The 14,422-nt window shown below is 72.8% G+C and carries 10 protein-coding genes; 3 read left to right on the top strand and 7 right to left on the bottom strand.

All coding sequences use genetic code 11. The annotated features are described in order from the left end of the window. Positions 1 to 11: 11 nt before the first annotated feature. The 3 genes from BSL84_RS20310 to BSL84_RS20300 form a co-directional block, all read right to left on the bottom strand. Positions 12 to 2,504 carry a protein kinase gene (locus tag BSL84_RS20310; protein ID WP_075970857.1) on the bottom strand — a complete coding sequence of 831 codons (2,493 nt, stop codon included), beginning with the start codon at positions 2,502 to 2,504 and terminating at the stop codon, positions 12 to 14. A gap of 78 nt (positions 2,505 to 2,582) precedes the next feature. Beyond that, positions 2,583 to 4,547, bottom strand: coding sequence for a serine/threonine-protein kinase (locus tag BSL84_RS20305; protein WP_045323149.1), 1,965 nt, complete (start codon positions 4,545 to 4,547; stop codon positions 2,583 to 2,585). 806 nt (positions 4,548 to 5,353) lie between these two features. Continuing rightward, the gene (locus BSL84_RS20300; protein WP_045323143.1) at positions 5,354 to 7,060 is read right to left on the bottom strand and encodes a glycerol-3-phosphate dehydrogenase/oxidase; all 1,707 of its coding nucleotides are present in this window, start codon (positions 7,058 to 7,060) and stop codon (positions 5,354 to 5,356) included. Positions 7,061 to 7,287: 227 nt separating this feature from the next. On the opposite strand from BSL84_RS20300, the gene BSL84_RS20295 reads away from it, so the two are divergent. The 3 genes from BSL84_RS20295 (at position 7,288) to BSL84_RS20285 (ending at position 9,488) form a co-directional block, all read left to right on the top strand. Beyond that, complete coding sequence (locus BSL84_RS20295) at positions 7,288 to 8,517, top strand: nucleotide sugar dehydrogenase (protein ID WP_030027731.1); 1,230 nt, start codon at positions 7,288 to 7,290, stop codon at positions 8,515 to 8,517. A 132-nt stretch (positions 8,518 to 8,649) separates the two neighbouring features. Continuing rightward, on the top strand, positions 8,650 to 9,117 hold the full coding sequence (locus tag BSL84_RS20290; RefSeq protein WP_030027730.1) for a hypothetical protein: 468 nt from the start codon (positions 8,650 to 8,652) through the stop codon (positions 9,115 to 9,117). A 53-nt stretch (positions 9,118 to 9,170) separates the two neighbouring features. Further along, positions 9,171 to 9,488: a type II toxin-antitoxin system PemK/MazF family toxin gene (locus tag BSL84_RS20285; protein ID WP_075970855.1), complete on the top strand. Its 318-nt coding sequence runs from the start codon at positions 9,171 to 9,173 to the stop codon at positions 9,486 to 9,488. Positions 9,489 to 9,555: 67 nt separating this feature from the next. Here the strand turns inward: BSL84_RS20285 and BSL84_RS20280 are convergent, their stop codons facing one another. From BSL84_RS20280 to BSL84_RS20265, 4 genes are all read right to left on the bottom strand, one after another. Then, the gene (locus BSL84_RS20280) at positions 9,556 to 10,680 is read right to left on the bottom strand and encodes a GuaB3 family IMP dehydrogenase-related protein (RefSeq protein ID WP_030027728.1); all 1,125 of its coding nucleotides are present in this window, start codon (positions 10,678 to 10,680) and stop codon (positions 9,556 to 9,558) included. Positions 10,681 to 10,840: 160 nt separating this feature from the next. Next, entirely contained in the window at positions 10,841 to 12,349 is a 1,509-nt protein-coding gene (guaB, locus tag BSL84_RS20275; protein ID WP_030027727.1) for an IMP dehydrogenase, read from the bottom strand. 126 nt (positions 12,350 to 12,475) lie between these two features. Continuing rightward, on the bottom strand, positions 12,476 to 13,105 hold the full coding sequence (locus BSL84_RS20270; RefSeq protein ID WP_030659530.1) for a sigma-70 family RNA polymerase sigma factor: 630 nt from the start codon (positions 13,103 to 13,105) through the stop codon (positions 12,476 to 12,478). Positions 13,106 to 13,479: 374 nt separating this feature from the next. After that, positions 13,480 to 14,091, bottom strand: coding sequence for a response regulator transcription factor (locus tag BSL84_RS20265; protein WP_003948568.1), 612 nt, complete (start codon positions 14,089 to 14,091; stop codon positions 13,480 to 13,482). Positions 14,092 to 14,422: the final 331 nt, after the last annotated feature.

Raw genomic sequence — 14,422 nt, 5'->3', positions numbered from 1 at the left:
TCAGTATCCGCTCATCCGCCCGCCTTGTAACTCGCCGTGGCCTTCTCGAAGACTTCGGTGACCTTGGTCTGCTCGTCCTCGGGACCGGTCACCAGCACGACGTGGTAGCTGCCGCCCAGCGCGACGACGAAGTTGCGGGCGAAGACGTTGCGGCCGGTGCCGTCGATCCACGTGTACCGTCCCGTGGCCCGCAGTTGCTGCCCCACCCTCGTGGTCTTCACGTCCCCCACGGTCGCCCACGTGGAGGCCCGGTACGGCGTCAGCTCCGGCTCCTTGTCCTTCTGGTACGCCGCCGGGTCGGGGTTGCCCTCGACCTTGTCCCGTCCCGGGACCACGGTCAGCACGAACGCGCCGTCGGTGTACCGCACCTGGCCCGCCTCGTTGATCCCGCGGCGCTCCCAGCCCTCGGGGACGGCGATCTCGAAGTGCTCCGGGTCCTGCTGGGTGGTGTAGCCGGGCGGCGCGGGAGCGGGCGCGGCCGGGGAGGCCGCGGGCCCGGTCGTCTGCGGCGCCGACCTGGACTCGGGCGTCGTGGAGGGAACCCGGGAGGGGTTCGGCTGCGCCGAGGTGTGCGCGGTGGCCTCCCCGAGGCCGTCCTGCTCCTGCGGTGCGCCGGCCCGGGGCATGAAGAGCATCGCGTACGCGACGGCCCCGGCGAGGAGGACCAGGATGCCGGCGAGCAGGGTCCGGCCGAGGGTCCGCGGCCCGCGGGCGGCCGCGGGGTTGCGGTGGCGCCCGTGGACCTCGCCGCGGCGGCGTACCACCGGCAGCCGTCCGGGGTCCGCGTCCGGCATCGGGAGCACGCCGAGTCCGGCGTCCGGCTCGGGAGCGGACCGGACGAGCGAGCGGAGCCAGCCGCGCAGCTCCTCGAAGTCGGGCCGCTCGGTGGGGTCCTGGCGCAGCAGGGACTCCACGACGGGGCGGAGCGCGCCGCATTCCTCGGCGAAGGCGGGGGGCTCGGCGCAGACCATCTCGACGAGTTCGGCGACACTGTCCTCCGGGTACGGGGCGTGCCCCTGCACGGCGCGGTAGAGCAGCGCGCCGAGCGCCCAGAGGTCGGTGGCGGGCCCGACGGGAGCCGCCAGCTGCCAGTGTCCGTGCACGGGTCCGGCCTGTTCGGGGGCCCACCGCTCGGTGACCGCGCCGACGACGGCCATACGCGTGTGCCGGGCCCGCTCGGCATCCAGCCCGGTCCAGGCGGCCGACGCCCGCGCGGGGCGCCGCGGGGCCGGTTCGGGGGTCGGGGACGGGACGGGACCGCCAGGCCGCGGGCCTCCCGAAGGCTCGGCCTGGCGGTAGCCCTGCGGCAGCGCGAGCGGGGCCGGCTCGGGCCTCGGCGGGGGTACGGGCCCGGGCCGCGGTCCGGGTGCGGGCTCAGGCCGCGGCTCGTACTCGTACGGCGGCTCGGGCTCGGACGCGCGCTCCGGCGCCCGCTCCGGCTCCGGCAGGGCCTGCGTGCGCGGGGTCGCGCCGTGCCAGGCACCGCCGCCCGACCGGGTCTCCGGTCCGCCGCCGTACGGATACGCGTAGCCCTGCGGCAGGGCCGGTCCCCCGGACCCGCGCGCGGGCGCGGAGTCGGACCCCGGGCCCGCCTCGATCGCGGCAACGGCACCGCTCCCGCCGACGGCTTCCGCCTTGCGCTGCTCGGTGACCCGGGCGGCCGCCGCCCGCGCCCCCGCCCGGTACGCGGCGACGACCCCGGCGCGTGCGGCGGCCTGGGTGTCGGGCCCGTCCGGCGGCCGGCCGGGGGTGATGTGGTCGGTGTACCGCGGCCCGGTGTCGTACCCGGGGGCCACCAGCGGCGCGTACCCGCCGTCCGGGGGAACCGCGGGGGTCGGGAAGGCCGGAGACGGAGGGGCCGCGACAGGAGCCGGTAACGGGGCCGGGGCGGGGGCCGTGTCCCAGCGCTCGTCGGGAGCGGAGTCGTCGGTACGGGGGACGGGGTCGTACCCGCAGAGGGCCTCCTCCGCGGCGCCGGCCGCCAGGCCCGTCAGCACGACCCGGCCGTCCTCGCACACCAGCACCGTACGGACGGTGATGTTCCGGTGGGTCCAGCCGTGCGCGTGCAGCACCCGCAGCGCGGTGAGGACGTCCGACGCGACCTCAGCCGCCCGGTAGGCGCTGAGGGGTTCGTCGGCGATCAGTGCGGCCAGCGGTCGGGCCGGGACGAGTTCGCTCACTATCCAGAGGGACTCGCCCTCGGCGAACACGTCGAAGACCTGGTCGAGCCGGGGGTGGTCGGGAATCGACGCGGCGGCCTGTGCCGCCTCGATCGCGCGCCGCACGGCCGGCAGGTCGGCGGGAGCGCGGCGTGCCGCCGGGACGGCCAGGGGCCCGTCCACCAGCTCGGCGTCCACGACCTCCGGCAACGGGACCTGCCGTACGAGGACTTCCTGTCCGCTGCGTGTGTCGAACGCCCGGGTCTCGACCAGTTCGTACTCGTCGGACGGCGGCAGCGGCAGGCGGTAGCGGCCGGCCAGGATCCGGCCCGCGTACTCCTCCACATCGCCTCCCCCGAGTGCGGCAGGCCCCCCAGGGCCCCGTTGACACGATACGTCGACGGGGGCGCCTGCGTCCCGGGGTCAGACGAGAGGCCGGAAGGTCTCGAAGGCGACGTTGCGCATCTGGGTGCACTCGGGGCCGTCCCACTGGTCGGCGGCGCAGCTGATCATGATGGCGTAGCCGTGGGTGGCGTCGATCTTGAAGCCGCGGTTGAGGACCCGGACCTTCATGCCGTTCTGCTCCCGCTCGAACTCCCAGTCCGCGACGGTCGGGTAGCCCCGGTACTCCGTCTTGTCTATGCGGATCTGCCGGTAGCCCTTGCTGCTGCCGCCCACGGCGGGGGCCAGCTTGACCCAGGCGAGGGCGGCGTCGTCGCCGGGCGTGTCGGTGAAGTCGACCTGGATCCGCGGGAATCCGCCGTCGCGGCTGAATATCCCGCCGGAGTTGTCGCCTGCGGTGCCCGTCCGCTTGAAGCCGTCGGGCATCGCCATCGAGAAGTGGAAGCCGGGCTCCGTCACCAGCGCGAATCCGGCGGGCAGCGCGCCGCCCGCCCCGCCGGTCGTGGCGCCCTGTCCCTGCCCCTGCCCCTGGCCGGCGGTCTGCTGGCCCTGGCCCTGGCCGCCGGCGCCCGCGTCGGTACCGGTGCCGGCACCGGCGTTGCCGCCCGTGTCACCCGTACCGCCCGTCTCGCCGGTGTTCCCCGACGGCTTCGGGGAGCCCTGGTCGGTGCCGCCGCCGGCGGTCTGCGGGGCGGACGCGGCCGGGGTGGGCGTCCCGCCCTTGCCCTGGTCCTGCTTGTCCTTGTCGTCGCCGCTGACCGCCCAGGCGATCAGCGAGCCGACCACCGCCAGCACGGCGACCACGGCGACGAGGGCCAGCGCGATGGTGCGACGCGGCATGACGTCCGTGAGCGGCGCGACGACGGACGCGGGGCGGCCCTTGGGGGCTTCCGCGGCCGAGGCCGCCGTCGTGGCCGCAGCGGCCGCCTGTGCCTTGCGTGCGGCCTTCAGCGCGGCGCGGGCGCGCTCGCGCTGCTCCCGCTCCTGGCGCTCCCGTTCCTTCTTGGCCGCCTTCTCGGCGGCCTTCTCCGCGGTGGCCTTCTCCGCGGCCTGCCGGGCGTCCGCCAGCGAGATCTGCCGGGTCTCCTCGGCGACGGCGGGCACCGGGGCCGGCGGCGGTTCGGGCGCGGCGAGGACGGCGGTGAGCATCGCCCGGGCGCGCTCCTCGTCGAGGCGTCGGGCCGGATCCTTGGCGAGCAGGCCGTAGATGACCTCGGTGAGCGGGCCGGCGTTCTTCGGCGGGTCCACCGGCTCGGTCATCACCGCGGTGAGCGTGGCGAGCGCGGATCCCTTGTCGTACGGGGGGACGCCCTCGACGGAGGCGTACAGGAGGCCGCCGAGGGACCACATGTCGGCGGGCGGGCCGGGCTTCTGGCCGCGGGCCCGCTCGGGCGAGATGTAGGAGGGGGCGCCGACGAGCATGCCGGTGGAGGTGACGGAGGGGTCTCCCTCGACCTGTGCGATGCCGAAGTCGGTGAGGACGACACGGCCGCTGCCGGCGATGAGCACGTTGGAGGGCTTGACGTCGCGGTGCAGGATGCCCTGGCCGTGCGCGGCGCGCAGGACGTCGAGCACGGCGAGGCCGACCTCGGCGGCGCGGTGCGGGGTGAGGGGGCCGTTCTCCCGGATGAACTCGGCGAGCGAGGGTCCCTCGATGAGCTCCATGACGATCCACGGGCGGGCGTCCTCGTCGACGACGTCGTAGACGGTGACGGCGCCGCCGCTGCGGATCCGGGCGATGGCCTTCGCCTCGCGGAGGGTGCGGGTGATGAGGCGGCGCTTCTCGTCCTCGTCGACGCCGCTGCTGAAGCGGAGTTCCTTGACGGCGACGGTGCGGCCCAGGGTCTCGTCCTGGGCCCGCCAGACGGTGCCCATACCGCCCTTGCCGAGCACCGAGTTCAGCCGGTACCGGCCGGCCAGCAGCCGGCCTTCGTCCTGCGCACCCCCGGCCGCCTTGGCGGCGGCGGCCTTCACGGCGGCGGCCATGGCGTCGGCCTTCTCGACGACGGGATTCCCGCCGGTCGCTCCCAGGGCCGCCTTGGAAGCAGCCGGCTTCGCCGCCGCGGGCTTGGCATCGGCGGGCTTGGCGTCCTCAGGCTTGGCGTCCTCAGGCTTCGCGGCGGCGGGCTTCGCCACCGCAGTGTCCGCGGGCTTGGTGTCCGCAGGCTCCGCGGCGGGCGCGGAGGCCTTCTCCGGCGCGGTCTTGCCCAGGCGCGCCTTCGCAGCCGCGGGGGCGGGCTTCGGCTCGTCGGACTCCGCCTCGGCGGAAACCGGAGCGTCTTCGGACTTCGCGTCGTCGTCCGCCGCTGCCGCGCCCTTGCCCTCGCTCGGCTTGGCGGCCGCGGGCTTCGCGTCTGCGTCAGGCTCCGCCGCGGGCGACGCCGCCGCAGCGGCCTTCGGCCCGTCAGGCTCGGTGTCCGCGGACGGCTTTGCCGCGGCCGCGCCCTTGCTCAAGCGCGGCTTCGAAGCCGCGGGCTTCGCGTCACCGTCAGGCTCCGTGTCGGCGGCGGCCCTTGCCGCGGGCACGGAAACATCGGCGGGCTTCGCCGCGGGCGCTCCGGCGGGGGCGCCATCGTCAAGCTTCGCCGCAGGCGCCCCGGCAGGTGACTCGGTGTGCTCCGGCTTCGACATGCGTCCCCTCTGCGATCGTGCCGCTGCTCCGCCCGCCCCAGCGGCTGAGCGACCCGGCGGCCGGAGCCCACGGTAACCCGCCCCGGCAGAGCCATCATTGTTCCTCACTCCGCAACGGACGGACCCCCCGGGTCTGCGGTTCCGCCTTCCGCATCCCGGACTTACAACGGAACGATGTCGGGCGCCCCCAGCCGTGCCGCGTCCGCCGTCTGGTCGTCAGGCTGCCGCTGCGATTCCCGTTCCGCCTGGACCCGCTTCTCGTAGTGCTCCACTTCCTTCTCGATCTGCTGCTTGTCCCACCCCAGCACCGGTGCCATCAACTCCGCGCACTCCCGCGCCGACCGCGTCCCGCGGTCAAAGGTCTCGATCGAGATGCGCGTCCGCCGCGTCAGCACGTCGTCCAGGTGCCGCGCCCCCTCGTGGGAGGCGGCGTACACCACCTCCGCCCGCAGGTAGTCGTCCGCTCCGGTCAGCGCCTTGCCCAGTTCGGCATCGGCGGCGACCAGCTCAAGCAGTTCCTCGGTCAGCGTCCCGTACCGGTTCAACAGGTGCTCCACCCGCACCACGTGAAGCCCCGTCCGGGCCGCGATCCTCGCCCGCGCGTTCCACAGGGCCCGGTACCCCTCGGCGCCCACCAGCGGCACGTCCTCCGTCACGCACGGCGCCACCCGCTGGTCCAGACCGTGCACCGCCTCGTCGACGGCGTCCTTCGCCATGACCCGGTACGTCGTGTACTTGCCGCCCGCGACCACCACCAGGCCCGGCACCGGATGCGCCACCGTGTGCTCGCGGGACAGCTTGCTCGTCGCGTCCGACTCGCCGGCCAGCAGCGGCCGCAGGCCCGCGTACACGCCCTGGACGTCGTCCCGGGTGAGCGGCACCGACAGCACCGAGTTCACGTGTTCCAGCAGGTAGTCGATGTCCGCGCTGGAGGCCGCCGGGTGCGCCTTGTCCAGGTCCCAGTCGGTGTCGGTGGTCCCCACGATCCAGTGCCGGCCCCAGGGGATGACGAACAGCACGGACTTCTCGGTCCGCAGGATCAGCCCGGTCGTCGAGTGGATGCGGTCCTTCGGCACGACCAGGTGGATGCCCTTGGAGGCCCGTACGTGGAACTGCCCGCGCTCCCCGATCAGGGCCTGGGTGTCGTCCGTCCAGACCCCCGTCGCGTTGACGACCTGCTTCGCGCGGATCTCGTACTCGACGCCGCCCTCGACGTCCCGCACGCGCGCGCCGACCACCCGCTCACCCTCACGCAGGAAGCCGACGACCCTCGCGCGGTTGGCGCAGTGCGCCCCGTACGCCGCGGCCGTCCGCACGAGTGTGGTGACGTACCGCGCGTCGTCCATCTGGGCGTCGTAGTACTGCAGGGCGCCCACCAGGGCGTCCTTGCGCAGCGCCGGAGCCACCCGCAGGGCCCGCGAGCGCGACAGGTGCCGATGCACCGGCAGTCCCCGTCCGTGGCCGCTGGAGACCGACATGGCGTCGTACATCGCGACGCCCGCTCCGGCGTAGATCCGCTCCCAGCCCTTGTGCTGCAAGGGGTAAAGGAAGGGCACGGGCTTGACCAGGTGCGGGGCGAGGCGCTCCAGCAGCAGGCCGCGCTCCTTCAGCGCCTCCCGCACGAGGGCGAAGTCGAGCATCTCCAGGTACCGCAGGCCGCCGTGGACGAGCTTGCTGGAGCGGCTGGAGGTGCCCGAGGCCCAGTCGCGCGCCTCCACCAGCCCCGTCGACAGGCCTCGGGTCACGGCGTCGAGCGCGGTACCGGCGCCGACCACGCCCGCGCCGACGACCAGCACGTCCAGTTCCCGCTCGGCCATCCGGGTGAAGGCCACGGCCCGCTGCGCCGGCCCCAGTGTCGCTGTCCTCACGGCTGCCTCCCGTTGGTGCGGGTGAGATCCCGCTCACATGCCCCCGTTTCCCGATTCTGACGTCCCGCATCCACATCAGCCACCGCCTGTGGACAACACAACGGTGCATTCACCCCGGAATGCGACATATCTGTCATATATAAGCCTAGTCTGACATTGCGCCAGCTCCGCTGTCCTCGGAGGGCTCGCGCGGCACCACCTCACGCCAGGGAAGGGACGGCATCCCCATGCCCGCAGACCTCGCCGTCATCGGACTGGGCCACCTCGGCCTCCCGCTCGCACAGGCGGCCGTCGCCGCCGGAATCGAGACGGTCGGCTACGACAGCGGTCCCGTCACGGACTCCACTCTCTCCGCTGCCGAGATCCGCCGCATGTCGGCGGCCGGCTTCCGGGTCGCCACCGACCCCGCCGAGCTCGGCCGGGTCCGCACGGCCGTCATCTGCGCCCCCACCCGGCTCGGAGCCGACCGCGCGCTGGACCTCTCCGCCGTGGGCGGGGCGGGACGCGCGCTCGCCGCACGGCTGCGCCCGCACACCACGGTGATCCTCGAATCCGCCGTCCACCCCGGCGTCACCGAGGACTACCTGCGGCCGATCCTGGAGGAGGGATCCGGCCTGCGCGCCGGCCGGGACTTCCACCTGGCCTACTCCCCCACCCGCCTCGACCCCGGCAACCGCACGCACGGCGTCTCCAACACCCCCAAGGTGATCGGCGGCCTCACCCCCGCGTGCACCGAGTCCGCGCACGCCTTCTACGCCCGCCTCACCGAGAAGGTCGTCCGCGCCCGCGGCCTGCGCGAGGCCGAGACCGTGCAACTCCTCGAAACCAACTACCGCCACGTCAACATCGCCCTGATGAACGAGATGGCCGTGCTCTGCCACGACCTCGGCGTCGACCTGTGGGACGTCATCCGCTGCGCCGAGACCAAGCCGTACGGGTTCCAGGCCTTCCGCCCCGGCCCCGGCGTCGGCGGCCACGGCGTCCCCCTCGACCCGAACTACCTCCCCCACACCACCCGCACCCCCGGCCACCCGCTGCGCATGGTCGGCCTGGCGCAGGAGATCAACGACCGGATGCCGCAGTACGTCATCCAGCGCTCCGCCACCCTGCTGAACGAGCACGGCAAGTCCGCCCGCGGCGCCCGCGTCCTGCTGCTCGGGGTCACCTACAAGCCCGACCTCGCCGACCAGGAGGGCTCCCCGGCCGGCGAGATCGCCAGCCGCCTCATCGACCTCGGGGCGCTGATCAGCTACCACGACCCGTACATCACGGGCTGGCGCGTACGGGACCGGCCGGTCCCCCGCGCCGAGTCGCTGTACGAGGCCGCGGCCAACGCCGACCTGACGATCCTGCTCCAGCACCACCGCACCTACGACATGCAGGCCCTGGCCGTGAAGGCCCAGCTGCTCCTGGACACCCGCGGCGCCGGCCCGGTGGGCGCGGCCCACCGCCTCTGAAGCACCGCCTCCGAAGCACCGGGACATCCCCCCGCCGGTGTCCGACCGGCCTGCTAGCCTGCGGCATCACTTATCTCGCACTTACGCCCTAGGGCCGCACGTGCGTCCACATCCCTGGGGGGATCCCGTCCGATGAGCCAGAACTTCACGCCGCCCGCGCCCGACTCCTACTCCCCGGTCGCCGCCCCGGCACCGGCCCGCAGCGGCAACTTCGGCCTGGCGATCCTCGCGGCGGCCGGCACCGCCCTGGTCGCGGGCGCCGCCTACGGCGGCATCATGAACGCGATCTCGTTCCAGATCGGCTACCTGGCCGCCGGTGTCGGCCTCGCGGTCGCCCTCGTCGCCGTCCGCCTCGGCGGCCGCAACCCGCTCCTCCCGGTCCTGAGCGCCGTCTTCACGCTCCTCGGCGTGTACGTCGGATACGTCCTGGACCTGGCCCTCGCCGTGTCCGAGCACCAGGGCATCCCCGTCTCCGAACTGCTCACCACCGAGTTCGTGAAGCTGAACCAGGTCTACGTCGACAACATCGACCCGATCTCGCTGCTCTTCTACGCGATCGGCGCGTACGCGGCCTTCCAGACGGCCCGCAAGTCCGGCTGACGCACGCCGACATCTGTGCAACATCCGTTGCACAGATGTCGCACCCTTCCGTAATGATCCGGGGCGCCGTCTACCGCGTGGACCTGGGTGACGCCAAGCGCGGGCACGAGCGGCGCGGCAAGCGATTCGGTCTCGTGCTGAGTCCGAGTGGCATGGCCTGGAGCGTGGTGACGATCGTGCCCGCCTCCACCAGCGCCCAGGGCTCCCCGTTCCGGCCCGAGCTGGAGATCGCCGGAACGGCCACCCGGCTGCTGGTCGACCAGATCCGCACGGTCGACGTGTCCTTCGTCCACGGCGACCCGGTGCACTATCCGGACCGGTACGAGCTCGCCCAGGTCGAACACGCCGTGACGCTGTACCTCGGGCTCTGACACACGCCGGAGGGCGGGCCCCCGTTGCAGGGGGCCCGCCCTCCGGCGTCGTGTGTGCGGCGCGGGGTCAGCGGCTGTGCTGGGAGTCCGCGACCGTGACCTCGACCCGCTGGAACTCCTTCAGCTCGCTGTAGCCGGTGGTGGCCATCGAGCGGCGCAGCGCACCGAAGATGTTCATCGAGCCGTCAGGGCTGTGCGAGGGACCGGTCAGGATCTCCTCGGTGGTGCCGACGGTGCCGAGGTCGACCTTCTTGCCGCGCGGCACGTCCTCGTGGACGGCCTCCATGCCCCAGTGGTTGCCCCGGCCGGGCGCGTCCGTGGCGCGGGCCAGCGGGGAGCCCATCATCACGGCGTCGGCGCCGCAGGCCACGGCCTTCGGGATGTCGCCCGACCAGCCCACGCCGCCGTCGGCGATGACGTGCACGTAGCGGCCGCCGGACTCGTCCATGTAGTCGCGGCGCGCCGCGGCCACGTCCGCGACGGCCGTCGCCATCGGGACCTGGATGCCGAGGACGTTGCGCGTGGTGTGGGCGGCGCCGCCGCCGAAGCCGACCAGCACGCCCGCGGCGCCGGTGCGCATCAGGTGCAGGGCCGCCGTGTAGGTGGCGCAGCCGCCGACGATGACCGGCACGTCGAGCTCGTAGATGAACTGCTTGAGGTTCAGCGGCTCGGCGGCGCCCGAGACGTGCTCGGCCGACACGGTGGTGCCGCGGATCACGAAGATGTCCACGCCCGCGTCGACGACGGCCTTGGAGAACTCGGCCGTGCGCTGCGGGGAGAGGGCGGCGGCGGTGACGACACCGGAGTCGCGCACCTCCTTGATCCGCTGCCGGATCAGGTCGGCCTGGATCGGCGCGGAGTAGATCTCCTGGAGCCGGCGGGTGGCGGCCTCCTCGTCCAGCTCCGTGATCTCGTCGAGCAGCGGCTGCGGGTCCTCGTAACGGGTCCACAGGCCTTCGAGGTTCAGCACACCGAGGCCGCCGAGCTCGCCGATACGGATCGCGGTCTGCGGGGAGACGACCGAGTCCATGGGGGCGGCCAGGAAGGGGAGCTCGAAGCGGTACGCGTCGATCTGCCAGGCGATCGAGACCTCCTTCGGGTCCCGGGTACGCCGGCTCGGGACGATGGCGATGTCGTCGAACGCGTACGCCCTGCGGCCGCGCTTGCCGCGCCCGATCTCGATCTCAGTCACGTGTGGTGGCCTTTCCTCTGGGTCTGCCCGTCCAGTATCCCCGAACCCCGGCGGGCCGCGTTCCGGTGACCGCTGTACGGACGTGCCGTGCCGTACGACGCCATGCGGGAGGGGCGGACCCGGTGCCGACCCGGATCCGCCCCTCTGGTGTCGCGCCTGCTCAGCCCTTGCGGCTGTAGTTCGGGGCCTCGACGGTCATCTGGATGTCGTGCGGGTGGCTCTCCTTGAGGCCCGCCGACGTGATGCGCACGAAGCGGCCGTTCTCCTGGAGCTCGGGCACGGTGCGCCCGCCCACGTAGAACATCGACTGGCGCAGGCCGCCGACGAGCTGGTGGACGACCGCGGACAGCGGGCCGCGGTAGGGCACCTGGCCCTCGATGCCCTCGGGGATGAGCTTGTCGTCGCCGCCCACGCCCTCCTGGAAGTAGCGGTCCTTGGAGAAGGAGCGCTGGTCGCCGCGGGACTGCATCGCGCCGAGCGAGCCCATGCCGCGGTAGGACTTGAACTGCTTGCCGTTGATGAAGAGCAGCTCGCCCGGGGACTCCTCGCACCCCGCGAGCAGCGAGCCGAGCATCACCGTGTCGGCGCCCGCGACGAGGGCCTTCGCGATGTCGCCGGAGTACTGCAGGCCGCCGTCGCCGATGACCGGGACGCCGGCCGCCTTGGCGGCGAGCGAGGCCTCGTAGATCGCGGTGACCTGCGGGACGCCGATGCCGGCGACGACGCGGGTGGTGCAGATGGAGCCGGGGCCGACGCCGACCTTGATGCCGTCGCAGCCGGCGTCGATCAGCGACTGGGCGCCGTCGCGGGTCGCGACGTTGCCGCCGATGACGTCCACGGAGGAGTTCGACTTGATCTTGGCGACCATGTCGCCGACCAGCCGGGAGTGGCCGTGGGCGGTGTCGACGACGATGAAGTCGGCGCCCGCCTCGATCAGGGCCTGGGCACGGTCGTACGCGTCCCCGGCGACGCCGACGGCGGCGCCCACCAGGAGGCGGCCGTCCTTGTCCTTGGCGGCGTTGGGGTACTTCTCGGCCTTGACGAAGTCCTTGACCGTGATGAGGCCCTTGAGGACGCCCGCGTCGTCGACCAGCGGAAGCTTCTCGATCTTGTGGCGGCGCAGCAGCTCCATGGCGTCCACGCCGGAGATGCCCACCTTGCCCGTGACCAGCGGCATCGGGGTCATGACCTCGCGCACCTGGCGGCTGCGGTCCGACTCGAAGGCCATGTCGCGGTTGGTGACGATGCCGAGGAGCTTGCCCGCGGGGTCGGTGACCGGGACGCCGGAGATACGGAACTTCGCGCAGAGCTCGTCGGCCTCGCGCAGGGTCGCGTCCGGGTGCACCGTGATCGGGTCGGAGACCATGCCGGACTCGGAGCGCTTGACGAGGTCGACCTGGTTGGCCTGGTCGGCGATCGAGAGGTTGCGGTGCAGCACGCCGACGCCGCCCTGGCGGGCCATCGCGATGGCCATGCGGGCCTCGGTGACCTTGTCCATGGCCGCGGACAGCAGCGGGATGTTCACGCGCACGTTGCGGGAGATGAGGGAGGAGGTGTCGATGTCGTCCGGCGCCATGTCCGACGCGCCCGGCAGCAGCAGCACGTCGTCGTAGGTCAGTCCGAGCGTGGCGAATTTGTCGGGCACTCCAGTCGAACCGCTGTCAGTCATGACACCTTCCCAAATGGTCTTGCTCAGCGCGGATGTCCATGCTAACGGGATAGCGACGCGTCTCATTCCACGACCAAGGTCAACCAGAAGATTCGTAGTTTCCTACGGGTATACCTACGGGTATGCCTACTGCTCGGCGAGCGCGCGGAGCCGGCTGAGCGCCCGGTGCTGGGCCACGCGTACGGCTCCGGGGGACATCCCGAGCATCTGGCCGGTCTCCTCGGCGGTCAGCCCGACGGCCACCCGCAGGACGAGGAGCTCGCGCTGGTTCTCCGGAAGGTTCGCCAGCAGCTTCTTGGCCCAGGCGGCGTCGCTGCTGAGCAGCGCGCGCTCCTCCGGGCCCAGCGAGTCGTCCGGCCGCTCGGGCATCTCGTCCGACGGCACGGCCGTGCTGCCCGGGTGCCTCATGGCGGCCCGCTGCAGGTCGGCGACCTTGTGCGCGGCGATGGCGAAGACGAATGCCTCGAAGGGCCGACCGGTGTCCCGGTAGCGCGGCAGCGCCATCAGGACGGCGACGCAGACCTCCTGTGCCAGGTCCTCCACGAAGTGGCGAGCGTCACCCGGAAGCCGTGACAGCCGGGTGCGGCAATAGCGGATCGCGAGGGGGTGCACGAAGGCGAGCAGGTCGTGCGTGGCCTGTTCGTCGCCCTCCACCGCCCGGCGGACCAGCGCGCTGACGCCCCCGGCACTGCCGCCTCCGGCGGCGCCGGTGGGGCCTGTGGCCGCGGGGGACCCCAGGGCCTCGTCGTCGCGCATCCGTCCATGGTGCCTTGGCGCCGGAGCATCCGCGGCACCGTGGCCCTTGTTGTGCGTCGAAGCGTTATGAGCGGGTGCGCCGGAACTCATCATCTGCGCCCTCCCCTCCCGCTCGGCCGAATAGTCCCCGAGAGACTCCACACCCTCAAGGATGCGGCATCGCGCACGAAGCGAGACGTCCCCCGGATTGTGCCCCGCCAACCCCCGGGTGCGCACCGGGTACGGCGGGACGGGGCCACCGTGACGAGAAGAGGCGCCGTGGGGCGCCGGGAGGCGGCAAGAGCGGCGCGCCGCCCCGCCCACCGGTGGCGGACGGGACCGCTCTCGACGATCCGCGGTGTGCGGCGGTCCGGGCGGACCCGGCCGCGGCCGGGTCAGCGGACGAGACCCCAGCGGAAGCCGAGTGCGACGGCGTGCGCACGGTCCGAGGCGCCGAGCTTCTTGAAGAGCCGGCGGGCGTGGGTCTTGACCGTGTCCTCGGAGAGGAAGAGCTCGCGCCCGATCTCCGCGTTGGACCGGCCGTGGCTCATGCCCTCCAGCACCTGGATCTCGCGCGCGGTGAGGGTGGGCGCCGCGCCCATCTCGGCGGAGCGGAGCCGGCGCGGGGCCAGTCGCCAGGTGGGGTCGGCGAGCGCCTGGGTGACCGTGGCCCGCAGTTCGGCGCGCGAGGCGTCCTTGTGCAGGTATCCGCGGGCGCCGGCGGCGACCGCGAGGGCCACGCCGTCCAGGTCCTCGGCGACCGTCAGCATGATGATGCGGGCGCCGGGGTCGGCCGAGAGGAGGCGGCGGACCGTCTCCACACCGCCGAGCCCGGGCATCCGTACATCCATCAGGATCAGGTCGGAGCGGTCGGCGCCCCAGCGGCGGAGGACTTCCTCGCCGTTGGCAGCCGTCGTCACACGCTCGACGCCGGGCACGGTGGCAACCGCGCGACGGAGCGCCTCTCGGGCAAGCGGGGAGTCGTCGCAGACGAGGACGGATGTCATGACCGCCCTCCGCAGCTGCTGATGCGCGTCACCTTGAGCCTCCAGGCTGGTACGTATCGTCACCTGTGCGGTCGATGCTCCCGGACACCTGTCCGAGAACTTGTCGGTTCAACCGCCTTCGCACTCTCAACGATGGTCACTCGAAAGAGTTACGGGTCGGACGGACACCTTCGGCACTCTACGTGAGGAAGCGATCACGGCGGGGGAGGCGCAACCGGCCTGTCCTCCATCTGGAGCTATGCCCTATTTGGCGGCTTTCCTTCCGTTTGGCACGTGTCTGAGGCTAGATTCCCAATGAGTCATATTTACATCTACTCCGACAGTAGGTGTG

This window comes from Streptomyces sp. TN58 (assembly GCF_001941845.1).
In the GTDB taxonomy this organism is placed as follows: Bacteria; Actinomycetota; Actinomycetes; order Streptomycetales; family Streptomycetaceae; genus Streptomyces.
Note: the sequence above shows the minus strand (reverse complement) of the source record. Positions and strands in the feature narration are given on the sequence as shown.

What these genes read in the sequence shown, in the direction of transcription:
- BSL84_RS20305 (WP_045323149.1), bottom strand. Translation starts at nt 4,547, where the DNA reads ATGGCCGCCGCCGTGAAGGCCGCCGCCGCCAAGGCGGCCGGGGGTGCG.
- BSL84_RS20270 (WP_030659530.1), bottom strand. Translation starts at nt 13,105, where the DNA reads ATGCGCGACGACGAGGCCCTGGGGTCCCCCGCGGCCACAGGCCCCACC.
- BSL84_RS20290 (WP_030027730.1), top strand. Translation starts at nt 8,650, where the DNA reads ATGAGCCAGAACTTCACGCCGCCCGCGCCCGACTCCTACTCCCCGGTC.
- BSL84_RS20285 (WP_075970855.1), top strand. Translation starts at nt 9,171, where the DNA reads ATGATCCGGGGCGCCGTCTACCGCGTGGACCTGGGTGACGCCAAGCGC.
- BSL84_RS20295 (WP_030027731.1), top strand. Translation starts at nt 7,288, where the DNA reads ATGCCCGCAGACCTCGCCGTCATCGGACTGGGCCACCTCGGCCTCCCG.
- guaB (WP_030027727.1), bottom strand. Translation starts at nt 12,349, where the DNA reads ATGACTGACAGCGGTTCGACTGGAGTGCCCGACAAATTCGCCACGCTC.
- BSL84_RS20265 (WP_003948568.1), bottom strand. Translation starts at nt 14,091, where the DNA reads ATGACATCCGTCCTCGTCTGCGACGACTCCCCGCTTGCCCGAGAGGCG.